Raw genomic sequence first — 22,561 nt, forward strand, 5'->3', positions numbered from 1 at the left:
GGGTTAGGGTGCGGGTCCTCTTCGCAAGAATCCATCTGCGATTCCCCTGTCCGCAAGGGGGGAGATCGGCGGCTTCGCCGGTGGCTCTACTCCTCGCCCTCGTCCGCCACCGCCGGCGCCATCAGCAAGACCGCTGCGCCGAGGATGGCGGCGATGAACGAGCCTGCCAGGATGCCGACCTTGACCGCGTCCTGCAGCTCGACATTGCCGGCGAAGGCGAGCAGGCCGATGAACAGGCTCATGGTGAAGCCGATACCGCAGAGCAGCGAAATGCCGACCATGTGCAGCCAGGTGGCATTGACCGGCAGATCGGCAAGGCCGAAGCGAATGGCAAGCGCGGAAGACCCGAACACGCCGACCAGCTTGCCGGCAACGAGGCCGGCGGCGACGCCCAGCGTCAGTGGCTCGACCAAGGCGGCGGGGCTGAGGCCGGCCAGCGAAACGCCGGCATTGGCGAAGCCGAAGATCGGAATGACGACGAACGGCACGATCTTGTGCAGCCCGTGCTCGAGCCGGTGCAGCGGCGAATCCTCGAGATCATGGCTGATGCCCGGAGTGACCTTCAGGGGGATGGTGAGAGCCAGCGCCACGCCAGCCAGCGTGGCATGGACGCCCGATTTCAGCACCAGAACCCACAGGACGACACCAAGCACGAGGTAGGGCAGCAGCGTCAGCACCTGCATGCGGCCGAGAACGACGAGCAGCGCGATGACCGCGAAGGCGGCGCCGAGATAGGCGAGCGACAGGTCGCTGGTGTAGAAGATCGCGATGATGATGACGGCGCCAAGGTCGTCGATGATGGCGAGCGCGGTGAGGAATATCTTCAGCGATACCGGCACGCGGCTGCCGAGCAGCGACAGCACGCCGAGCGCAAAGGCGATGTCGGTGGCGGTCGGGATCGCCCAGCCGGACAGAGCGGCCGGGTTGTCGCGGTTGATGGCGACATAGACAAGTGCCGGCACCAGCATGCCGCCGGCGGCGGCGATGCCGGGAAGGGCGCGCCGCGGCCAGGTCGAAAGCTGACCGTCCAGCATCTCGCGCTTGATCTCCAGGCCGACCAGCAGGAAGAACACCGCCATCAGGCCGTCATTGATCCAGTGCGATACGCTGAGCGGTCCCAGATAGGCGTGAAGGGCCTCGAAATAGAGGTCGGCCAGTGGCGAATTGGCGACGATCAGGGCCAGCGCCGCAGCGACCATCAGGACGATGCCGCCGGCCGCCTCGCTGTCAAGGAATTCGCGAAGGATGGAGATCGGTCGCTTTCGAAGAATGGCAATCGGTCGCGGCTTCTGGTCCTGCATGTACTCTCCGTCCTATCGGCCGCAGGGCCGGTTTCACCCGGTGCGATGATGCGCAAACACCAATGGCAGGGCAAGTCTCGACAGCGCCGCGCGTCCCAGGGACGCGGGTGGCGCGATGCTTCAGCGCGGCGCGCGCTTGGCCAGTATCCGCTGCAGCGTGCGGCGGTGCATGTTGAGCCGGCGCGCGGTCTCGGAGACGTTGCGGTCGCACATTTCGTAGACGCGCTGGATGTGTTCCCAGCGCACGCGGTCGGCCGACATCGGATTTTCAGGCGGCGCGGCGCGTTCGCCCGCCGTACGGGTGAGGGCTGCGAAAACGTCGTCGGCATCGGCCGGTTTCGACAGATAGTCGACGGCGCCAAGCTTCACCGCCGTCACCGCGGTAGCGATGTTGCCATAGCCGGTCAGGATGATGGTGCGGGCGTCGTCGCGCTTCTCGCGGATGGCGGCGACGACATCGAGGCCGTTGCCGTCGGCAAGCCGCATGTCGACCACCGCATAAGCGGGCGGATTGGCGCGCGCCTTGGCCACCGCCTCCTCGACACTCTCGGCCGTTTCGACCAGGAAACCCCTGGTTTCCATGGCACGGGCAAGGCGCGTGAGGAACGGCTTGTCGTCGTCGACGATCAACAGCGAGGTGTCCTCGCCTTCCAGCATTGCGCCAATCGTTTCGTCGCCACTCATCGTCTCTGGAATTCCTGCTGCCTGAATTTTACGCAGATATAGTTTTGAAGCGCCAATGTCCAATTCTTAGCACTTGTCAGGCCGTGTCGAACATGGTGGCCGCAGCCTGCTCGGGATTGAGGAAGACGCTGCGCGGCCAGGCTATCTGCACGACGGCGCCCTCGCCAAGCCCACTCGAATTGCGGAAATCGAGCGTGGCGCCCGAGCGCTCCAGCAAGGTCTTGGCGATGAACAGGCCTAGACCCAGGCCGCCGCCGGCTTCGGTGCCCTGGCGTGTCGACATATAGGGCTCGCCGATGCGGTCGATGATCTCGGGCGGGAAACCGGGCCCGTCGTCGATGATCGAGAAGGTGACCGCGGCCTCGTCCCAGCTCCAGCGTATGGTGACGGTCTTGCGGGCGAAGTCGACGGCGTTCTCGACCAGATTGCCAAGGCCATAGATGACGCCGGGATTGCGCCGTCCGACCGGCTCGGGGCCGATGCGCTCGCCGGGCCGAAGCTTGATCGAAATGCCGAAGTCGCGGTGCGGAGCCGTCACTTCCTCGACCAGCGAGGTCAGCGGCAGGCGGGAGAGATGCGCCTCGCCCTCGGAGGACAGGCTGGTGAGGCGCTTCAGGATTTCGCGGCAGCGCTCGCTCTGCGAACGCAGCAGCGTGACGTCCTCGCCGTATTTCGGGTCTTTACCGAGCGCCTTCTCCATCTCCTTGGAGACCAGCGCGATGGTGGCGAGCGGCGTGCCGAGTTCATGCGCGGCGGCGGCCGCAAGACCGTCGAGCGCCGACAGATGCTGCTCGCGCTGCAGCACCAGTTCGGTTGCGGCAAGCGCGTTGGCGAGCAGGCGCGCTTCCTCGGCCACCCGGAAGGCATAGATCGCGGTGAAGGCGATCGAGGAAAACACCGCCATCCACATGCCGGCGACATAGATGAACGGCATTTCCAGCGGCGCGCCCTCATGCCAGGGCAGCGGCAGATGGAAGAAGACCAAAAGGCTCGCCACCACCATCACCAGCGCGCCGAGGACGGCGGTCAGCCGCAGCGGCAGCGACGCCGCCGAAATGACCACGGGCACGGTCACCAGCACCGAGAAGGGATTGGTGAGGCCGCCGGTCATGTAGAGCAGGCCGGCGAGCTGCAGGCTGTCGAAGGTCAGGATGGCAAAGGCCGAAAGCGGGGTCAGGCGATGCGCCGCCGGATAGCGGAAGGTCAGCAGCAGGTTCATCCAGGCCGAACAGGCGATCAGCGCGAAGCACAAGCTGACCGGCAGCGGGAATTTCAGCCCATAGGCGACGACGAGCACCGTCAGGCTCTGGCCGACGATGGCCAGCCAGCGCAGCCTGATCAGCGTGTTGAGGCGTAGCCGCTGGCTTTGCTGGAAATCGGGCGCGCGCAGGATGTTGATCATGGCCAGGGATTATAGCGGGGAAACGAACTGGTGTGGCGCATTTGAGAGCCCTCTAAGTGCCGCGCGGCTTGGCGCGGCTGGTGGCGGCGGCCAGAAGCGGGTTCTCCGGCCAGACATGCCGGGGGTAGCGGCCGCGCATGTCGGTGCGAACATCGGCCCAGGAACCGCGCCAGAAGCCGGGCAGATCGCGCGTCGTCTGGATCGGCCGGTGCGCCGGCGACAACAGTTCGAGCGTCAGCGGCACCGTGCCATTGGCGATCGCCGGATGCCGGTCGAGACCGAAAAGCTCCTGCACGCGGACCGCCAGCACCGGCCATTCGCCGTCATAGCGGATCGGCACATGGCTGCCCGAGGGCGCGTCGAAATGGGTCGGCGCCAGCGCCTCGACCTTGCGCTGGAGGTCGTGCGGCACCAGGGTCATCAGGCCGGCCGAAAGCATGCCCGGATCGATCGCAGCGAAGGATGCAGCGCCGGCAAGAAAAGGCAGCAGCCAGTCGTCAAGGCGTTCGAGAAGTGCGGCATCCGACATGTCGGGCCAGGGCGCGCCAAGGCCGCGATGCAGCCAGCCAAGCCGCTGGCGCAGCGTTTGCGCCTCCTTGCTCCACGGCAAAAGCGAGAGGCCATGTTCGCGCAAGGCATCGAGAATGGCGCGATCCGCATCGGCGCCCGATGGCGCCGGCAGCATGCGCTCGGACAGCGTGATGGCGCCGAGGCGGACGGTCTCGCGCATGCGCACCGCGCGCCTGTCGCGGTCGAAGCTGGTTTCCCGGCGGGTCTCGATTTTCTCCGCGAGTGCGGCGCGAATATCGGCCTCATCGACCGCGGCTGCCGCGGTGATGCGGGCGTTCTGCGCCTTGCCCTGCAGGTCGGCAACGACAAGCCAAGCCTCGCCGGCCAGTGGATCGGCGGCGTCGAGCATAGCGCCGGAACCGTTGGCCAGCACGAACCGGCCGCGCTCGCCGCGCGCCCTGGCGACGCGATCCGGCCAGGCGTGGATGAGGAGCGCGCCGGCGCTTTTACCCTCCCCCTTGAGGGGAGGGTCGGCGAGCGAGCCTTGCGCTGCAAGGCGAGGGAGACGGGGTGGGGTCGCCGATGGCGTGCCCGAACCGACCCCACCCCGATCCGCTGCGCGGATCGACCCTCCCCTCAAGGGGGAGGGTGAAGCCTGTTTCGCCAGCCGCTCCGCAAGCTGCCGCGCCGATGTGGCGCGCGGCGATCTTTCGGTGCGAAACCGCATCAGCCTTCGTTCAAGGTCGGCGCCGTCGCCGCCGAGGCCGCGCTCGGTGAGCAGCACGGCCAGCATGGCCGCCTCATAGGCCTGCCCGGTCCTGGCGGCCTCGGCAACCATGTGCGCCAGCCGCACCGGCAGCGCCAGCTTGCGCATCGCGGCACCCGCGTCCGTCAGGCGCCCTGCCCCGTCGATGGCGTTCAACGCATGAAGCAGCGCCCTTGCCTCATTGAGCGCCGGGGCCGGTGGCGGATCGAGGAAGGCGAGGCTGGCCGGATCGGCGACGCCGAAAGCGGCGCAATCGAGCAGCAGGCCGGAAAGATCGGCCTCGAGGATCTCCGGCGGGGTGAAGGCGGGCAGTGCCGATGTCTGCTCGGCCCGCCACAGCCGGATGGCGATGCCAGCTTGCGTGCGGCCGGCGCGGCCGGCGCGCTGATCGGCCGATGCACGCGAAACACGCACCGTCTCCAGCCGCGTCAGGCCGCTGGCCGGCTCGTAGCGCGGCAGGCGAGACAGGCCGGAATCGACGACGACGCGCACGCCGTCGATGGTGATGGAGGTCTCGGCGATCGAGGTTGCCAGCACCACCTTGCGGCGGCCGGGCGGCGCCGGCCTGATCGCGGCGTCCTGCGCCTTGCCGTCGAGCTGGCCATAGAGCGGCACGATGTCGGTGTCGGCGCCGACCCTGCCCGCCAGCCGCTCGGCGGTGCGCTCGATCTCGCGCTGGCCGGGCAGGAAGGCGAGCACGCTGCCGCTTTCCTCGGCAAGTGCCGAACGGATCGCCTTAGCCATGGCGCCCTCAATAGCGATGCCGGCCGGCCGCTCGTCATAACGGATATCGACCGGGAAGGCGCGGCCCTCGCTCTCGATCACCGGCGCTGCGGACAGCAGCCTGGCAACACGCGCGCCGTCGAGCGTCGCCGACATCACCAGCAGGCGCAGATCGGGCCTGAGAGCGCCCTGCACGTCGAGCGCCAGCGCCAGGCCGAAATCGCCGTCGAGCGAGCGCTCGTGGAACTCGTCGAAGATCACCGCCGAGACGCCGGTTAGCTCCGGATCGTCGAGGATCATGCGCGACAGGACGCCTTCGGTGACGACGAGGATTTTCGTCCGGGCCGAAATGCGGTTTTCCATGCGCATGGCGTAGCCGACGGTTTCGCCAGGCTCCTCGCCGATAAGCTCAGCCATCCGGCGGGCGGCGGCGCGGGCGGCGAGCCGGCGCGGCTCGAGCAGGACGATCCTGCCCGTGCCGAGCCACGGCGCGCCGAGCAGCGCCAGTGGCACCAGCGTCGTCTTGCCGGCGCCGGGCGGCGCCACCAGCACGGCGGCGTTGCCCGTCGCCAGCGCTTCGCCGAGCGCCGGCAGCACGGCGGACACCGGAAGTTCCGGCAAAGGTTTTTTGCTCATTGTCTCAAGCGTATACAGTCAGTCGCCAGCGCCCGTATATCAGCGCATAGGCCTCGGCAAGCGGGATGGTGGTGAAGGCGTAGACGCTGAGCACGCCGGAAGCGATGCCGGCCCAGGCGCGGGCCTGCACCGCCCAGGGCCGCTTCGTGCGCCAGAAATCGCGCCAGCGCTCACCGTTCGGCCTGGTGAAGAGCATGAAAAGGCCGGCGAACAGCGTCGAGAAGAAGCCGATCTCGAACACGGTGAACTGCCCGCCCAGGCTTTTGACAACGGCGTCGTTGCACGAATAGCTTGCATAGGCGATGAGGGCGAGCAGGATTCCGTTCGTCACGCGTCATTTCCGGGAGAGAAGAGTGAAGATATTGGCGCTGGGCGCGCATCCCGACGACATCGAGATCTTCATGTTCGGTACGATGGCCGCCTATGCCACGCAAGGCGCGGAATTGATTTTTGCGATAGCCACCGATGGGGCCAAGGGCGGCAAGAGCGACCCGGCAGCGCTCGCCCGCGTCCGCCGTGAGGAAGCGGCTGCCGCGGCGGGCCTGCTTGGCGCCACGCTCCACTTTCTCGATTTCCCGGACGGTGCGCTGATTGCAGATGCCGCCCTGATCGCGGCCCTCAAGGCGCTGGTCGGCGATTTGAAGCCGGATCTGGCGATCACCCATGCGCCGAACGACTATCATGGCGACCACCGCGCGCTGTCGGACGGCGTGCGCATCGCGGCGTCTTTCGCGGTCCCGGTCCTGCATGCCGACACACTCGGCGGCACCGGTTTTTCGCCGACGCACTATGTCGACATATCAGGGCATTTCGATCTCAAGGCGAAGGCAATCCTGGCGCATCAATCGCAGGATCCCGAGCGCTTCGTCGAGGCGGCGCGCACGCAGAACGCCTTTCGCGCCGGCCAATGCAATGGCGCGGCCGGCTCTTTCGCCGAGGCGTTTCGCTTCGAGCCGACCTACCCCTTCGCCGACATTCGCGCCCTGCTGCCGCCGGCGCCAGCAATTCGGCCGGTGACCGTGAGCACCAGGACGGTGACCTGAGCCGGCCGGACGCACTGACAGCCAACTCTCCTTAGCCGGCACCAAGGTTCCGCGAGTTTGCTGCGGCGCAGCAACGAATTCGCTTGCCTTGTTTAGTAAAAATTGCATCACTAAACAAATTACTAAACATCGGCCCGCGATCGCGCCGCCGTGTTTGGGCCCCTGAGGAGGGGGGTCGAGGTTTCTTGAAACCGTCATCCGGACGCGTTTCGCAAATGGGAGGAAGGCATGAAATCGACCTTGAAACTGACGTTGGGTCTGGCCTCGGCGATGTTGGCGTCGACAGCCGTCTCGAACGTCGCGCATGCGGAAGACCTGACGCTTTGCTGGGCAGCCTGGGACCCGGCCAACGCGCTTGTGGAATTGTCCAAGGACTTCACCAAGGAATCCGGCATCGGCATGAAGTTCGAGTTCGTGCCGTGGACCAACTATGCCGACCGTTTTCTCAACGAGCTGAATTCCAAGGGCAAGCTGTGCGACCTGATCATTGGCGACAGCCAGTGGATCGGCGGTGCGGCCGAGAACGGCCACTACGTCAAGCTGAACGACTTCTTCGACAAGGAGAAGATCAGCATGGACGACTTCGTGCCGGCAACCGTCGTCGGCTATTCGGAATGGCCGAAGAACACGCCGAACTACTGGGCGCTGCCGGCGATGGGCGACGTCGTCGGCTGGACCTATCGCAAGGACTGGTTCTCCAAGCCGGAATTGCAGAAGGAATTCAAGGAAAAGTATGGCTGGGATCTTGCCGCGCCGACAACGTTCGAGCAGTTGAAGCAGATCGCCGAATTCTTCCAGAAGCGCGAGATCGACGGCAAGACCGTCTATGGCGCGTCGATCTATACCGAGCGCGGCTCCGAAGGCATCACCATGGGCGCCATGGACGTGCTCTACAGCTTCGGCTTCCAGTACGAGAACCCCAAGAAGCCCTACGAGATGGACGGCTTCGTCAATTCCGACAAATCGGTGAAGGGGCTGGAGTTCTACAAGGCACTCTATGATTGCTGCACGCCGCCCGGAGCGTCCAACAGCTATATGGGCGAAGGCGTCGACGCCTTCAAATCCGGCCAGGTGGCGATGCACATGAACTTCGCCTTCACCTGGCCAGGCCTGCAGAAAGACGAGAATGTCGGCGGCGACAAGATCGGCTATTTCGTCAATCCCAAGGGCCCCGACGGCGACCAGTTCGCGCAACTCGGTGGCCAGGGCATCTCGGTGGTGTCCTATTCCGACAAGCAGGAGGCGGCACTCAAATACATCAAATGGTTCGCCAACAAGGACGTGCAGGCCAAATGGTGGTCGCTCGGCGGCTATTCATGCCTCAACGCCGTGGTGAAAGACCCGAGCTTCCCGGCGAGCCAGCCCTATGCGCAGACCTTCCTCGACTCGATGGCCATCGTGAAGGACTTCTGGGCCGAGCCCAGCTACGCGCCGCTGCTGCAGGCCTCGCAGAAGCGCTTCCACGACTATGTCGTCGCCGGCCAGGGATCGGCCAAGGAAGCGCTTGACGGCCTGGTCAAGGACTGGACCGAGGTCTTCCAGGACGATGGCAAGATGTAACCAGCTCCTCCCGGGCTAGACCGAAGTGTCCCGTGCCGCCCTTGGCACGGGACACAGTTCAGATAAATTCCATAGCCGAGACGACTTAAGTGACCGAAGCGGGACTGACCATGCTCAATCGGACTGCGGACAGCGTTGCCCGGGCCACGCCTGAGCCGTTGGCCCGCAAGGTCCGGGGCATCAGCGACAAGGGCCTCGCCTGGCTGTTCATCTCGCCGACGATCCTGTTGCTGCTCGCCATCAATATCTTCCCGCTGTTCTGGGCGATCTATCTGTCCTTCACCAACTACCGCGCCAACCGCCCCAACGAGGTGGTGAAGAATGTCGGCCTTGCCAATTACAAGCGCATCCTCGGCGACCAGGACATCTGGATCGCCATGCAGACGACGGCGCATTTCGTGTTCTGGACCATTCTTCTGCAAACGCTGATCGGTTTTACCCTCGCCTGGCTGATCGACCGCAAGTTTCGCGGCCACGCCTTCTGGACGACCATCATCCTGGTGCCGATGATGCTGTCGCCGGCCGTGGTCGGCAATTTCTGGCGCTTCCTTTACGAGCCGCAGATCGGGTTGTTCGCCTACGCCATCTCCTTCGTGTCGGGCATTCCGCCGACCGATATCCAGATGCTGTCCAATGTCTCGCTGGCGCCGTGGTCGATCATCATCGTCGACACCTGGATGTGGACGCCCTATGTGATGCTGATCTGCCTCGCGGGCCTGCGCTCCATCCCCGAATACATCTATGAGGCGGCCGAGGTCGACCGCGCTTCCAACTGGCGACAGTTCTGGTCGATCACGCTGCCGATGGCGCTGCCCTTCATCATGCTGGCGGTGCTGTTTCGCGGCATCGAGAACTTCAAGATGTTCGACATGGTCACGCTGTTGACCGGCGGCGGGCCGGGCTCGACGACGGAAGTCGCCTCGATCACGCTGAAGCGGCAGGCTTTCGAAAGCTGGCGCACCGGCTATTCCTCGGCCTTCGCCATCATCCTGTTCGTCGCGGTGTTCGGGCTGGCCAACATCTACGTCAAGGCGCTGAACAAGGTGAAGCAGAGATGAGCCTGACCACAGCCCATTCGGTCGTTGCACCTTCGGCAAATGCGAAGCTTGTCGCCGGCACGATCATCGTTGCCTATGCGCTGATCTCGATCGTGCCGCTGCTGTGGATCTTCGCCACCAGCTTAAAGACGCCACCGGACTCGATCGCCTATCCGCCGAAGATCGTCTTCCAGCCGAGCATCGAGGGCTACTGCAATCTGTTCACGACGCGCACGAGGCAGACGCCGGAATACATCAACTCGCTCGGGCCGGCGACCGGCTTCTGCGACGAGACCGTGCGCAAGCGCAACATGGTGATCGCCGGACCGTCCAACTTCATGCCGCGCTTCGTCAATTCGCTGATCATCGCCTTCGGCTCGACCTTCTGCGCGGTGTTCCTCGGCACACTGTCGGCCTATGGCTTCTCGCGCTTCAAGGTGCCGCTGGCCGACGACCTTTTGTTCTTCATCCTGTCGACGCGGATGATGCCGCCGATCGCGGTCGCGATCCCGATCTACCTAATGTATCGCGAACTCGGCCTGTCGGACACGGCGCTCGGCATGATCCTGCTCTATACAGCGGTCAACGTCTCGCTAGCCGTCTGGCTCTTGAAAGGCTTCATCGACGAAATCCCGCGCGAATATGAGGAAGCGGCGATGATCGACGGCTACACGCGGCTGCAGGCCTTCTGGCGCACGGTTTTGCCGCAAGCGACCACCGGCATTGCCGCGACCGCCATCTTCTGCCTGATCTTCGCCTGGAACGAATACGCCTTCGCCGCACTCCTGACTTCCGGCACGGCGCAGACCGCGCCGCCCTTCATCCCGACCATCATAGGTGAAGGCGGCCAGGACTGGCCAGCGGTGGCCGCCGGCACGACGATCTTCCTGGTGCCGATCCTGGTTTTCACCATCCTGCTGCGCAAGCAATTGCTGCGCGGCATCACCTTTGGCGCGGTGCGCAAATGAGCCTGTCCCAACCCGCAAAACGCAAATCGCGCTGGCCGGTGTGGGCAAGGCGCGGGCTGATGGAAAACATCGCCACGGCGATCATCGCCATCGGCTTCCTGATGCTGTTCCAGCCTTTCGCGCTGTCGCTCTACACCTATTCCTTCGTCACCATGCTGGCCGGCACGGTGATGTTCATCATCGTCTCGAAGTTTCCGGAGTAGACGATGGCTGAAATTCGTGTCGAGCATCTGAGGAAAGCGTTCGGCGATTTCGTCGCCGTGCAGGATTCCAACTTCGTCGTCGAGGACGGTGAGTTCTTCGTCATGCTGGGGCCGTCGGGCTGCGGCAAGACGACAACGTTGAGGATGATCGCCGGGCTCGAACTGCCGACCGGCGGCAAGATCCTTCTTGGCGGCGAGGACGTGACCATGCGCCGCGCGCGGGAGCGCGACATTGCCTTCGTCTTCCAGCTTTTCGCGCTCTACCCGCATATGAATGTGCGCAAGAACATCGGCTTCCCGCTCTTGGCGCAAGGCATGCCCGGCGCCGAAATCCGCAGCAGGGTCGAGGAGACGGCCAAGCTGTTGCGCATCGATCATCTGCTCAACAAATCCGTCTCCGGCCTTGCCGGCGGCGACCGCCAGCGCGTGGCGCTCGGCCGCGCCATCGTGCGGCGGCCGAAATGCTTCCTGATGGACGAGCCGCTCGGTACGCTCGACACCGAATTCCGCGATCTCATGGTCCACGAATTGCGCGAATTGCACAACCGCATCCGCGCCACAACCGTCTACGTCACCCACGACCAGATGGAAGCGATGTCGATGGCCGACAAGATCGCGGTGATGAACCACGGCGTCATCGAACAGTTCGGCACGCCGCGCGAGATCTACGACCGGCCGGCGACCATGTTCGTCGCGGACTTCATCGGTTCGCCACCGATGAATTTCCTGGGCTTCGGCGGCGGGCTGGCGAAAGGATCCAGGGAGATCGTCGTGCAGGGCGCCAAGGTGGCAGTGCCGGAGGTGCGCGAGGATATCGCGCCGGCCGAGATGGCGCTCGGCATCCGCCCCGAACACATCCGTTTCGACGACGCCTCGAAATTGCGCGGCGCCATCTACGGCACCGAATATCTCGGCACCACGCAGATCGTCGCGGTGGAGACGGCGGACGGCATCATCAAGGCGCGGGTGCCGGCCGAGATCCGGCTCAACACGGGCGACCATGTCGGCTTGGCGCTTAGCAGCGCGCGGCTGTCGCTGTTTGACAAGGGCTCCGGCCGGGCGGTCAGGACCGCAATCCATGACGCAGCCGTGGAGGCGCGCCATGGCTGACGTGCACATCAAGGGCGTGACCAAGAATTTTGGCGAGCACACCGCCATCGACCGGCTGGATCTGCAGATCAAGGACGGCGAGTTCGTCGTGCTGCTGGGGCCGACAGGGGCCGGCAAGACGACGACGCTGCGGCTGATCGCCGGGCTGGAGCGACCGGACAGCGGCACGATCCATATAGGCGGCCACGATGCGACGACGCTGTCGCCGGCCGAGCGCGACACCGCCTTCGTCTTCCAGCAATATTCGCTCTATCCGCATCTGTCGGTCTATGACAACCTCGCCTTTCCGCTGCGCTCGCCGGCACGGCGCTTCCCCGAAGAGGCGGTGCGCCGCCGCGTCGAGGAGGTGGCCAGGATGGTGCGCATCCATCACAAGCTGGATAACCGCTCGACGAAGCTTTCCGGCGGCGAGATGCAGCGCGTCGCCATCGGCCGTGCCCTGGTGCGCAAGCCTTCGATCTACCTGATGGACGAGCCGTTGTCGTCACTCGACGCCAAGCTGCGTGCCGACCTCCGGCTGGAGCTGAAGCGCATCCAGGCTGAGCTCGGCGCCACCATGCTCTATGTCACGCATGACCAGATCGAGGCGATGACCATGGCCGACCGCATCGGCATCCTCGCCGACGGCGTGCTGGTGCAGATCGGCACGCCGCGCACGATCTATTCGGAGCCGGCAAACCTGCATGTCGCGGCAAGGCTCGGCCAGCCGGCGATCAATCTGTTGCCGGCCGGGCTGCTGCCCGATGGCGAGGCGCCGGCGGGGACGAAGACGATCGGCGCGCGCACCGAACATCTGTCGATCGGCAAGGCGTCGAACGGCCATGCCGACGGCGTCGTCGACTGGGTCGAGCATCTGGGCGACCAGAACCATCTGCATGTGAGCGTGGGGACCAGGAAGCTGGTGACGCTGACCGACCCCGACACGCAACTGGAAAAGGGCGACAAAGTGACGATCCGCTACCGGGCGCCGCTATTCTTCGACCAGGCCGGCAACAGGATTGCAAACCGATGAGCACCGGCACGATGGACAAGACTGAGACGATGGACAAGGTTGACCTCAAGGCTCTGATATCAGCCGCCGCCGATACGATAGCCGCCCACGCGGAGGAACTGACCACGCTCGACCAGGCGATCGGCGATGGCGACCACGGGCTGAACATGAAGCGTGGTTTCGAGGCGGTGCGCGCCGAGGCCGACCAGTTCGCGGCAAAGCCGCTGCCCGACGCATTGAAGGCGATCGGCACCAAGCTGGTGATGACCGTCGGCGGCGCCTCAGGCCCGCTTTTCGGCACGCTGTTCATGGCGCTGGGCAAGGAGATTTCCCCAGAACCCGATCGCGCCAATCTGGCGACTGCGTTCGGCAGGGCGATCGAAGCGGTGGCCGCGCGGGGCAAGTCGCAGGTCGGGCAAAAGACGATGCTCGATGTGCTGTATCCAGTGCATGAGGCGCTGCTGCAAGGCAGGACCGGGCCGGAAATCGCCGCCGCCGCCGACAATGCGGCCAATGCCACCGTGCCGATGAAGGCTTTGCGCGGCCGTGCCTCGTTCCTTGGCGACCGGTCGATCGGCCATATGGACGCCGGGGCGCGTTCGACGGCGCTGCTGGTACGGGCCGTTGCCGAAACAGTCGAGGCGCAAGCATGAGCAATGTCGGCATCGTCATCGTATCGCACTCGCCGCTGGTCGCCGAAGGCACAGCGGACATGGTGCGCCAGATGGTCGGCGACGAAGTGCCGCTTGCATGGTGCGGCGGAAACGGCCATGGCGGACTGGGCACAAACGTCGAGGCGATCATGGGCGCCATCGACAGGGCCTGGTCGGAGGCGGGTGTCGCCATCCTCGTCGATCTCGGCGGCGCCGAGACCAACAGCGAGATGGCGGTCGAGATGATCGGCGAGCCGCGCGCGCAGAAGATCATCGTCTGCAATGCGCCGATCGTCGAGGGCGCGGTGATGGCGGCGACGGAGGCTTCCGGCGGCGCCTCGCTGAGGGAAGTGGTGGCGACGGCGCACGAATTGTCGCCGTCGTGAACGAACAGGAATTTTGACTCAAATGTCCGCATCTGCCGAAGCCACCGTCCTGATCACCCACGAGGTGGGCCTGCATGCACGTCCTTCGGTGAAGTTCACCAAGCTCGCCAAGACATTTTCGGCCGAGGTCGAGCTGGCGCTCGCCGCCAACGGGCCGTGGTTCGACGCCAAGAGCATCGTCAAGGTGATGGCGGCCAAGGCGCCGAAAGGCACGATGCTGCACATCAGGGCCAAGGGCGACGGCGCCAGCGAGGCGGTCGGCGCGCTGGTCGAACTGGTGCGGCGCGATTTCGACGAAGGCGCGGACCATGTCCGAACCGCTTAGGCTGACAGGGATTTCAGCCTCGGCTGGCTATGCCGAGGGGCCGCTGTTCAACCTCGAACCAGTTGCCGCGCGCTACGCCAGCAAGGCGACGGCAGCGGCTGAGAAGGCCGCGCTCGAGGCGGCAATCGGCGTTGCGGCAGGCCGGCTCGCCGGGCTGATGGAAACAGCCGACGGCGAGGCGGCCGGCATCCTCGAATTTCAGGTCGCCATGCTGGAGGACGATGCGCTGACCGGCCCGGCCTTCGCGGCGATCGCAGCCGGCCAGCCGGCCGATGCGGCCTGGCGGCAGGCGCTCGATGCCGAGATCGCCGGCTACGAGACATCCGACCAGGATTATTTCCGGGCGCGTGCCGCCGACATGCGCGACATCAGGGACCAGGTGCTGCGCGCATTGACCGAAGACGGCGAGATCGCGGTACCTGCCGGCGCCATCTTCTATGGCGAGGACATCGCCCCGACACGTTTCCTCGAAACCGACTGGAGTTCCGGCGGCGGCATTGCGCTGAAGGCCGGCAGTGCCGCCAGCCATGTCGCCATGCTGGCGCGCTCGCGCGGCGTACCGATGGTCGTCGGGCTTGGTGCTTCGCCGGCTCATCTTGCCGGCATCGCACTGCTCGACGCCGAGCATGGCGGCATCGTGCTTTCGCCGTCGAAGGCCGAGATCGACGCTTTCCGCCGGTCATCAAGATCATTTGCGGCGCGGCGTGACAGAGCAGAAACCTATCTGCAGAAGCCTGCGGTGACCAAAGCCGGCACGGCGGTGCGCGTGCAGGTCAACATCGCCGATCCGTCAGATGTCGACGGCATCGATATCTCGACCTGTGACGGCGTCGGGCTGATGCGCACCGAATTCCTGTTCGGCAAGACACTGCCCGACGAGGAGACGCAGTATTGGGCCTATCGCAAGGTGCTGGAATGGGCTGATGAAAAGCCGGTGACCATCCGCACCGTCGATGCCGGCGGCGACAAGCCGGTGCCGGGCTTCACCGTCGAGGAAGGAAATCCGTTCCTCGGCCTGCGCGGCATCAGGCTGTCGCTGGCGCGACCCGAGGTGTTTCGCGTGCAGATCCGCGCGCTGCTGCGCGCCGCCGTGCATGGCAATCTCAAAGTGATGTTCCCGATGATCGCCGTCATGGACGAATACCAGCGTGCCGCCGCCCTGTTCGCGGAAGAGCAAGCCGGGCTTTCCGCGCGCGGCGTCGCCTGCAAAATGCCGCCGCTGGGCATCATGGTGGAAGTGCCGTCGGTGGCAATCGCGCCCGAAGCATTTTCCGGCGTCGCTTTCTTCTCGATCGGCTCCAACGACCTGACGCAATATGTGATGGCGGCGGCCCGCGACAATGCCTCGGTCGCACATCTGAATTCCGTCCGGCATCCGGCGGTGCTGAGGCTGATCGCTTCCGTCGCCGCGTTCGGTCAGGCGAACAAAATTCCGGTCAGCCTGTGCGGCGATGCCGGCGGCGACCCCGCGTCGATCCCGGCGCTGCTCGAAGCCGGCCTGCGCGACCTCTCCGTGGTGCCCGCCCAGCTCGCCATGGCCAAGGCGGCCATCGCAGACGTGTCCGTCTAGGCGTCCGGGATGGCCGACAAGACGCCAGAACCGGGTTCGGAAGAGGCGATCCGCGCCTACAAGACGATCCTGTCGCAGGTCATCGACCAGCGTCCGTCGGGAATGCGCCAGCGCCTCGCCGATGCGCTCGGCAAGCATCGCAGCTTCGTCACCCAGATCTCCAGCCCGGCCTATTCGATCCCGATTCCGTCAAAACATTTGCCGGCTATTTTTTCCGTCTGCCATTTCAGCCCGGCCGAGCGCGACCACTTCCTCGCCGCCTACCACCAGGCGCATCCTGGGAAGATGTCGGTGGCGGCGGGCATGCGCAAGACGCGGCACGTCTCGCTGATCGTGCCCGATTTCGGCGACGAAAAGCAGAACGCGGCGCTCGACCGGGCGGTCAACGATTTCATCCAGAAGATCACCAGCATCACCGGCAAGGGCGGCGGCTGATCGCCTTTTAAACCGGCTATTTCGGGAGGACGGCCATGAAGAAATTTCTGAATTCGGTGGATACGGTGCTGACCGAAAGCCTTGACGGCTTCGTCGCCGCGCACTCCGACATATTGGAGCTTGGCGACGAGCACAAATTCATTCGCCGCAAGGTGCTCAAACCCGGCAAGGTGGCGCTGATCTCCGGCGGCGGCTCCGGCCATGAGCCATTGCATGGCGGGCTGGTCGGGCACGGCATGCTGGACGCCGCCTGCCCCGGCCAGGTGTTCACCTCGCCGACGCCGGACCAGATGATGGCGGCGGCGGAAGCCGTCAGCACCGGCGCCGGCTGCCTGTTCATCGTCAAGAATTACGAGGGCGATGTGATGAATTTCGACATGGCGGCCGAAATGTCTGAAGGCGTCATGCAGATCGTGACCAATGATGACGTCGCCGTCGAGAATTCGTCCTATACCACCGGCCGGCGCGGCGTCGCCGGCACGCTGGTGGTGGAAAAGATCGTGGGTGCGGCGGCCGAGCAAGGCATGGCACTGAAAGAGCTGAAGGCGCTGGGAGATCGCGTCAACGGCGCGACGCGCTCGATGGGCGTGGCGCTGACCAGTTGCACCGTGCCGGCCGCGGGCAAGCCGACCTTCGATATCGGCGACGGCGAGATGGAATTCGGCGTCGGCATTCATGGCGAGCCTGGCAGGCGGCGCGACACGCTGAAGAGCGCCGATGCCATCGCCGAGGAGATCTGCCTGGCGATCCTGGGCGATCTTGGCGACCGGGCAAAGGGCCCGGCGCTGCTCTTCGTCAACGGCTTCGGCGGCACGCCGCTGATGGAGCTCTATCTGATGTATAACAGCGCCCGGACAATTTTCGAGAAGCACGGCGTGACGGTGACCCGCTCGCTGGTCGGATCCTATGTGACGTCGCTCGACATGGCCGGCTGCTCGATCACACTGACCATGCTGGACGACGAGACGACCGCATTGTGGGACGCGCCGGTGCATACGGCGGCATTGCGCTGGGGCATGTAGCTTCGCCGATGCTTTTCTGCGACCATGTCAGGGATATCGTCGCCAATTGCAACGCTGCCCGAATCGATGCTGCCACCGCTGACGCCCGCCGATGAAAAACTGCTGCTGAACTATGCGGATCCCGAGGCGCCGACGGCCGGCGATCCCGCGGCGAAAACCCTGTCGGCCCTGCTCGCCAATGCCGAGTTCCATGGCGTGCTGCCGATCATGCTGCGCAAGCTGCCGGAGCGTGGCGACAGGCGTCTGCCTCAAGATGCGGCGTTGCAGGAGCAATTGTCCGGCTTGCGCCAGAAGGCGCCGATCGTCACCGGCCAGTCGATGCTGCTGCAATATCACGGCGATCGTATCATGAAGGCGCTCGCCGCGGACGGTGTGCCGGCGCGGATCGTCAAGGGTCCGGTCTTTGCCCGGAAGCTCTACCGGCATGTCACCGACAGGCCGTTTACCGACATCGACATATTGGTCGAGCCGGCCAATCTGCCCCATGCGAATCAGGTTATCGCGGAATGCGGTTTCCAGCTTGCCGGCGATGTAGCGCGGTCGCGCGAACTGCAGGAGTTCAAATGGCTCGAACAGGAGAATTCGAGCCTGCTGATCGAACTGCATGGCAATCTGGTGCACGACACCGGCATGCGGCGACGACTGTCGCTCGGCTTCGCGGAATTGCGCGCGATCGACGGCGAGGCAACCGACACGCCGGCAGCGCTTCTCACCATCGCCATCGTCCACGCCTGCGGCGGGCACAAATTCCACCGGTTGCAGCTTTGCGTCGACGTGCTCCAGGGCGTGCGCGCGCTCCAATCAGCGGAATCGGAAGAGCGTCTGCTCGAGGCGGCGCGCATGACCGGCATCGAGCTCGAGCTGGCAACGGTGCTCAACGTGACCGGCCGGCTGTTCGACGATGCCCACGCCCTTGAACTGGCGGGACGGATCAAGCCTGATCTCGGCATCCGGCTGGCCAGGCGGCTGATCACCAGGAACACGCTGCTGAACGTCAATTCCAGGAACAGAATAGGCTCGCGTCTCAGCCGCGACGCCTTCCGCTGGATCCAGCGGCTTGCCCGGGCAAAGCCGAACTTCGCCTGAAAAGACGACCAGCCTGTATTGCCTTTCAAGCCTGCGCCAAGGCGGAGCGGATCATCGGCGCGGCATCGGCCGGGCTCGTTCCCACGTCCAGCGTAAAGGTCGGGACGGTCGAGACCAGCCTGGCGATCGTCGCCAGCCGGTGCTTTTGCAATGGCAGCAGGCCGGTCATGCCGGTTCTGACATTGTCCGCGGCAAGGGCGGCCATAGCATCGGTTCTGGCCATGGCCAGGAGCCTGCTCTGGCCATCGGCCGACCGCGCGAGGTGGAGAAGTGCCGCCACCGGTCTGATGTCAGAGTTTTCGACGCGCATTACTTCCTTCAACCGTTCAAGCGCAACCGCCTGCTCGCCATTGCGGTCCCATGAAGAGCCGAGGCATGGCGCGACGAGCGGAATCATCTCGGCGGTCTTGCGATGAATCTTCACGGCACGCGGCAGGCCCCAGGCGGTGGCCTTCCCAGACACAACGTTCAGGATCATGGCGTCGTCCGAGCAGAGGCCGAAGCCTTGCGAAGCCAGCGCCAGCGATGTCGTGGTCTTGCCGGTGCCGCTCGGTGCATGGATCAGGACGACAGCATTGCTGCCCGGCAAGGTCAGGCCTGCGGTGTGCAGCATGTGCTGGCCACCGGCATCGAGTGCGGCGTCGAGGAGCAGCATCCAGGCGGTCCAGGTGATCCTGGTATCAGGGCGGACGCGGATTTCGGCCCAGCCTTCGCCGGCATGGATGGCCACCGTCTGGCGGCCGGGGAAAATCAGGTGAATGAGGCCGCCATTATCGATCATCCTGCAGCGGCCGTCCTCCGGCACCTCGCCATCGAAGGCGAGCAAACCGTCTGGCCCTTCGGCCAAGGAGTCCGTTTCGGCGATGCGGATCAAAAAGTCCGGCTCGACCGATGCCGTCGTGCGCAGGCTGGCGAGCATCCTGTCGAAATCCCGCCAAAGGTCCGGGCTTGCGGCCGATATGCCGACGATCTGCCCGTTGAGGGCATAGCGACCCTGAGCCAAAGGTCCGGTCAAGCGGCGCGCGCCTTTCCGGCCTCGGCGTGGTGACGATAGATTTCGACCATGCCCGGAAGGCTGTCGCTGACCACCGGCCTGCCATCGAGGCAGACCCAGCAATGCGCCGCCAGGCTCGGCGCCTGCATCGACTTGGGATCGACGCCGAAGCGCAGATCGGGATCGAAACCGGCAAGCCGGAGGAAGCGATGCGCGAGCAGGCCTTCCCTGAGGCATCTGCGATCGCGCATCAGCCAGGGATGTCTGACCGTGCGGTTGACCGCCGCCACGATGTAGGACGACGGCAGGCCACGATAGGGGGTCGATGACTGGAGCGGCGCCCATTTCAGCACGGCTTCGAAATCGCGCTGGCCGATCAGCACCGGCATCAGCCGTGCGCTTGCCCACAGGTGGGCCCGAAACAGCGCGCGCAGAAAAGGTCCGTCAGCCATCACGCAGCCGGCGCGGCGAGAATACCTTCCGCAACGAGTTCCTCGGCCAGCGCCGCCATGTCCTGATCGAGCGTATCCTTGTCGACCTCGAACTCCTGGGAAAGCAGGCCGACGATCTGGTCGAGGCTGCGCGCGCCATCGACCTTGTCGAGAAAGGCCTCGGTGGTGTCGTTGCAAGTGTAGAGCTGGCCACTGCGCGCCAAAAGCACGACTGCGCCATCGCCGACATGCTGGACCGAGGCATCGTCCGCCAGCCGCAGAACCATTTCAGAAGCAATTTCGACCATGGGCCCGCTCCAGACCATGCAGGATTGCGGCAGAGCCAATAGCGCGACAACGCCACGCTGTCCATTGTACGGCGATAGTCCAGGAGGGCAATCGCATCAGGTTCCGATAGTTGCGCCGATGTGACTCCCCCAGAAATAGTCGGTGACAGCCTCACGACAAGCCGCGCTTTAGCATTGTCAAGCCGACAGGCGGATTCTAGGCACGGTGTTGCGTTTCTTACCCGGGGTAAAGTAACCGGTGGGCATCGGGGGAGTTGGCACATGCGTTACAATTGGGATCGAGCGCCGACGAGCTTCGAACGTCATCGCAAGGCGCTGGCGGCAGCCATATTGATCGCCGGCGGAGTTGGGCTCATGCTCGCGGCTTTGCCGTTTTAGAATCGGGCACGATCTGGTCCTCGTGCAGGGCCAACTCGCCGTCCTGCCCTTAGGCGAGGTCGCCGAAAGACGAAATTGCACATCGTTGCGAAAAACCGCATAGGCTATCCCCGGCAAATCGTTCCTGGGGAGGAAGCTGGATGGCATCACGCTATCACGAGGTCTATGACGGCTGGAAACGCGACCCTGTAGGGTTTTGGGCCGAAGCGGCCAAGGCCATCGACTGGTTCACGCCCTTCGACAGCGTGTTCGATGCCGAGGCCGGCGTCTATGGCCGCTGGTTCAGCGGCGCCTCCTGCAACACCTGCTTCAACGCCGTCGACCGCCATGTCGCCGGCGGCCGCGCCGACCAGATCGCGCTGATCCACGACAGCGCCATCACCGGCACAGTGAGAAAATACACCTATGCCGAACTGAAGCGCGAGGTGGTGGCGCTGACCTCGGTGCTGAAGAACCGCGGCATCCAAAAAGGCGACCGCGTCATCATCTATATGCCGATGGTGGCGGAAGCAGCGATTGCCATGCTTGCCTGCGCCCGCATTGGCGCGGTGCATTCGGTGGTCTTCGGCGGCTTTGCCTCGCACGAGCTCGCCACCCGCATCGACGACGCCAGGCCGAAGCTGATCATTTCGGCCTCCTGCGGGCTGGAACCCGGCCGCATCGTTGCCTACAAGCCGCTGCTGGACAAAGCGATCGAGATGTCGAGGCACAAGCCCGAAGCCTGCCTCATCCTGCAGCGCGAGCAGTTGCGGTGCGAGATGAGGGAGCACTACGATATCGACTATGCCGATGCCGTCGCCCGCGAACGGGCCGCGGGCGCCAATGTCGACTGCGTTCCGGTGCTCGCCACCGACCCGCTCTACATCATCTACACCTCGGGCACGACCGGCCAACCGAAAGGCATCGTGCGCGACAATGGCGGCCACATGGTCGCCTTGAAATGGACGATGGAGAACGAGTTCGGCGTCAAACCGGGCGAGGTGTTCTGGGCGGCCTCCGATGTCGGCTGGGTGGTCGGCCATTCCTATATCGTCTACGCGCCGCTGCTGCATGGCTGCACCACTGTGCTGTTCGAGGGCAAGCCGGTCGGCACGCCCGACGCCGGCACCTACTGGCGGGTGATAGCGGAGCATGACGTCGTCGCGCTGTTCACCGCGCCGACCGCTTTCCGCGCCATCAAGGGCCAGGATCCCAAGGGCGAATTCATTCCGAAATACGACCTGTCGAAATTCCGCACGCTGTTCCTCGCCGGCGAGCGCGCCGACCCGGAAACCATCAAATGGGCGGAGCAGAAACTGGACGTGCCGGTCATCGACCATTGGTGGCAGACCGAGACCGGCTCGCCGATGACGATAAACCCGGCGGGGCTGGGCCTGCTGCCGGTGAAATACGGCTCGCCCGGCGTGCCGATGCCGGGCTTCGACATTCGGGTGCTCGACGATGCGGGCCATGAAGTGCCGCATGGCACGCTGGGCAATGTGGTGGTGAAGCTGCCGCTGCCGGCGGGCTGCCTGCCGACGCTGTGGAACGCCGACGACCGGTTCCGGCAAGCCTATCTCGACGAGTTTCCCGGCTTCTACAAGACGGCCGATGCCGGCATGATGGACGACGATGGCTATCTCTTCGTCATGGCCCGCACGGACGACATCATCAATGTCGCCGGCCACCGGCTGTCGACGGGCGCGATGGAGGAGGTTCTTTCAGCGCATCCCGACGTTGCCGAATGCGCCGTCATCGGCATCGCCGACCAGATGAAGGGCCAAGTTCCGCTCGGCTTCGTCGTGTTGAATGCGGGCGTCGCGCGCGACACCGGCGCCATCGAGAGCGAAGTGGTCGCCCTGGTGCGTGAGCGGATCGGTCCGGTCGCCGCCTTGAAGACGGTGGTGACGATCAAGCGCCTGCCCAAGACGCGTTCCGGCAAGATCCTGCGCGGCACCATGCAGAAGATCGCCGACAAGGAACAATGGGCGATGCCGGCGACGATCGACGATCCGGTCATTCTGGACGAAATCACGGCGGCACTGAAAGGTCGTGGGATC

General features: G+C 64.8%; 22 protein-coding genes and 1 pseudogene. 15 read left to right on the forward strand and 8 right to left on the reverse strand.

Annotated elements, in window-relative coordinates; genetic code table 11:
- Positions 1-86: 86 nt before the first annotated feature.
- The 5 genes and pseudogenes from nhaA to CN311_RS27535 all read right to left on the reverse strand — a co-directional run.
- On the reverse strand, positions 87-1,301 hold the full coding sequence (gene nhaA, locus CN311_RS27515) for a Na+/H+ antiporter NhaA (protein ID WP_097576787.1): 1,215 nt from the start codon (positions 1,299-1,301) through the stop codon (positions 87-89).
- 120 nt (positions 1,302-1,421) lie between these two features.
- On the reverse strand, positions 1,422-1,985 hold the full coding sequence (locus tag CN311_RS27520; RefSeq protein WP_097576788.1) for an ActR/PrrA/RegA family redox response regulator transcription factor: 564 nt from the start codon (positions 1,983-1,985) through the stop codon (positions 1,422-1,424).
- 76 nt (positions 1,986-2,061) lie between these two features.
- Positions 2,062-3,387: an ActS/PrrB/RegB family redox-sensitive histidine kinase gene (locus CN311_RS27525; RefSeq protein WP_165779869.1), complete on the reverse strand. Its 1,326-nt coding sequence runs from the start codon at positions 3,385-3,387 to the stop codon at positions 2,062-2,064.
- A gap of 52 nt (positions 3,388-3,439) precedes the next feature.
- The gene (hrpB, locus tag CN311_RS27530; protein WP_097576790.1) at positions 3,440-6,022 is read right to left on the reverse strand and encodes an ATP-dependent helicase HrpB; all 2,583 of its coding nucleotides are present in this window, start codon (positions 6,020-6,022) and stop codon (positions 3,440-3,442) included.
- A gap of 34 nt (positions 6,023-6,056) precedes the next feature.
- Positions 6,057-6,353, reverse strand: a pseudogene (locus CN311_RS27535) (DMT family transporter); the annotation flags it as partial.
- Positions 6,354-6,375: 22 nt separating this feature from the next.
- Here CN311_RS27535 and CN311_RS27540 point away from each other — a divergent pair.
- The 14 genes from CN311_RS27540 (at position 6,376) to CN311_RS27605 (ending at position 18,411) form a co-directional block, all read left to right on the forward strand.
- Positions 6,376-7,065: a PIG-L deacetylase family protein gene (locus CN311_RS27540; RefSeq protein WP_097576791.1), complete on the forward strand. Its 690-nt coding sequence runs from the start codon at positions 6,376-6,378 to the stop codon at positions 7,063-7,065.
- A gap of 228 nt (positions 7,066-7,293) precedes the next feature.
- On the forward strand, positions 7,294-8,625 hold the full coding sequence (locus CN311_RS27545; RefSeq protein WP_097576792.1) for an ABC transporter substrate-binding protein: 1,332 nt from the start codon (positions 7,294-7,296) through the stop codon (positions 8,623-8,625).
- 110 nt (positions 8,626-8,735) lie between these two features.
- Entirely contained in the window at positions 8,736-9,683 is a 948-nt protein-coding gene (locus tag CN311_RS27550) for a carbohydrate ABC transporter permease (protein ID WP_097576806.1), read from the forward strand.
- A complete protein-coding gene (locus CN311_RS27555; protein WP_097576793.1) occupies positions 9,680-10,630 on the forward strand; it encodes a carbohydrate ABC transporter permease in 951 nt (316 codons plus the stop codon). The genes CN311_RS27550 and CN311_RS27555 overlap by 4 nt, the downstream gene beginning before the upstream one ends.
- Positions 10,627-10,833, forward strand: a complete 207-nt coding sequence (locus CN311_RS27560) for a hypothetical protein (protein WP_097576794.1) — start codon at positions 10,627-10,629, stop codon at positions 10,831-10,833. The genes CN311_RS27555 and CN311_RS27560 overlap by 4 nt, the downstream gene beginning before the upstream one ends.
- Before the next feature lie 3 nt (positions 10,834-10,836).
- Positions 10,837-11,943: an ABC transporter ATP-binding protein gene (locus CN311_RS27565; protein ID WP_097576795.1), complete on the forward strand. Its 1,107-nt coding sequence runs from the start codon at positions 10,837-10,839 to the stop codon at positions 11,941-11,943.
- A complete protein-coding gene (locus CN311_RS27570; protein ID WP_097576796.1) occupies positions 11,936-12,955 on the forward strand; it encodes an ABC transporter ATP-binding protein in 1,020 nt (339 codons plus the stop codon). Before CN311_RS27565 ends, CN311_RS27570 begins: the two co-directional genes overlap by 8 nt.
- The gene (gene dhaL, locus CN311_RS27575; RefSeq protein ID WP_425351103.1) at positions 12,952-13,587 is read left to right on the forward strand and encodes a dihydroxyacetone kinase subunit DhaL; all 636 of its coding nucleotides are present in this window, start codon (positions 12,952-12,954) and stop codon (positions 13,585-13,587) included. The genes CN311_RS27570 and dhaL overlap by 4 nt, the downstream gene beginning before the upstream one ends.
- Positions 13,584-13,973, forward strand: a complete 390-nt coding sequence (dhaM, locus tag CN311_RS27580) for a dihydroxyacetone kinase phosphoryl donor subunit DhaM (protein ID WP_097576797.1) — start codon at positions 13,584-13,586, stop codon at positions 13,971-13,973. The genes dhaL and dhaM overlap by 4 nt, the downstream gene beginning before the upstream one ends.
- Before the next feature lie 22 nt (positions 13,974-13,995).
- On the forward strand, positions 13,996-14,298 hold the full coding sequence (locus CN311_RS27585) for an HPr family phosphocarrier protein (protein WP_097576798.1): 303 nt from the start codon (positions 13,996-13,998) through the stop codon (positions 14,296-14,298).
- Complete coding sequence (ptsP, locus tag CN311_RS27590) at positions 14,282-15,868, forward strand: phosphoenolpyruvate--protein phosphotransferase (RefSeq protein WP_097576799.1); 1,587 nt, start codon at positions 14,282-14,284, stop codon at positions 15,866-15,868. The genes CN311_RS27585 and ptsP overlap by 17 nt, the downstream gene beginning before the upstream one ends.
- Before the next feature lie 9 nt (positions 15,869-15,877).
- Positions 15,878-16,303 carry a hypothetical protein gene (locus CN311_RS27595; RefSeq protein WP_097576800.1) on the forward strand — a complete coding sequence of 142 codons (426 nt, stop codon included), beginning with the start codon at positions 15,878-15,880 and terminating at the stop codon, positions 16,301-16,303.
- Between the two features lie 35 nt (positions 16,304-16,338).
- Complete coding sequence (gene dhaK, locus CN311_RS27600; RefSeq protein WP_097576801.1) at positions 16,339-17,325, forward strand: dihydroxyacetone kinase subunit DhaK; 987 nt, start codon at positions 16,339-16,341, stop codon at positions 17,323-17,325.
- A gap of 24 nt (positions 17,326-17,349) precedes the next feature.
- Positions 17,350-18,411, forward strand: a complete 1,062-nt coding sequence (locus CN311_RS27605) for a nucleotidyltransferase family protein (protein WP_245440974.1) — start codon at positions 17,350-17,352, stop codon at positions 18,409-18,411.
- Positions 18,412-18,436: 25 nt separating this feature from the next.
- Here CN311_RS27605 and CN311_RS27610 read toward each other — a convergent pair whose 3' ends face one another.
- From CN311_RS27610 to CN311_RS27620, 3 genes are read right to left on the reverse strand one after another with little or no spacing between them, the layout of a single operon-like run.
- Positions 18,437-19,426, reverse strand: a complete 990-nt coding sequence (locus CN311_RS27610; RefSeq protein WP_097576803.1) for a phosphoenolpyruvate carboxykinase (ATP) — start codon at positions 19,424-19,426, stop codon at positions 18,437-18,439.
- Entirely contained in the window at positions 19,423-19,857 is a 435-nt protein-coding gene (locus CN311_RS27615) for a lasso peptide biosynthesis B2 protein (RefSeq protein ID WP_097576804.1), read from the reverse strand. The genes CN311_RS27610 and CN311_RS27615 overlap by 4 nt, the downstream gene beginning before the upstream one ends.
- The gene (locus CN311_RS27620) at positions 19,857-20,144 is read right to left on the reverse strand and encodes a PqqD family protein (RefSeq protein ID WP_008872463.1); all 288 of its coding nucleotides are present in this window, start codon (positions 20,142-20,144) and stop codon (positions 19,857-19,859) included. The genes CN311_RS27615 and CN311_RS27620 overlap by 1 nt, the downstream gene beginning before the upstream one ends.
- A 518-nt stretch (positions 20,145-20,662) precedes the next feature.
- On the opposite strand from CN311_RS27620, the gene CN311_RS27625 reads away from it, so the two are divergent.
- Positions 20,663-22,561 (forward strand): propionyl-CoA synthetase (locus tag CN311_RS27625; RefSeq protein ID WP_097576805.1); only part of this gene is annotated, 1,899 nt, incomplete at its 3' end.

The organism is Mesorhizobium sanjuanii, assembly GCF_002529485.1.
Taxonomy (GTDB): domain Bacteria; phylum Pseudomonadota; class Alphaproteobacteria; order Rhizobiales; family Rhizobiaceae; genus Mesorhizobium; species Mesorhizobium sanjuanii.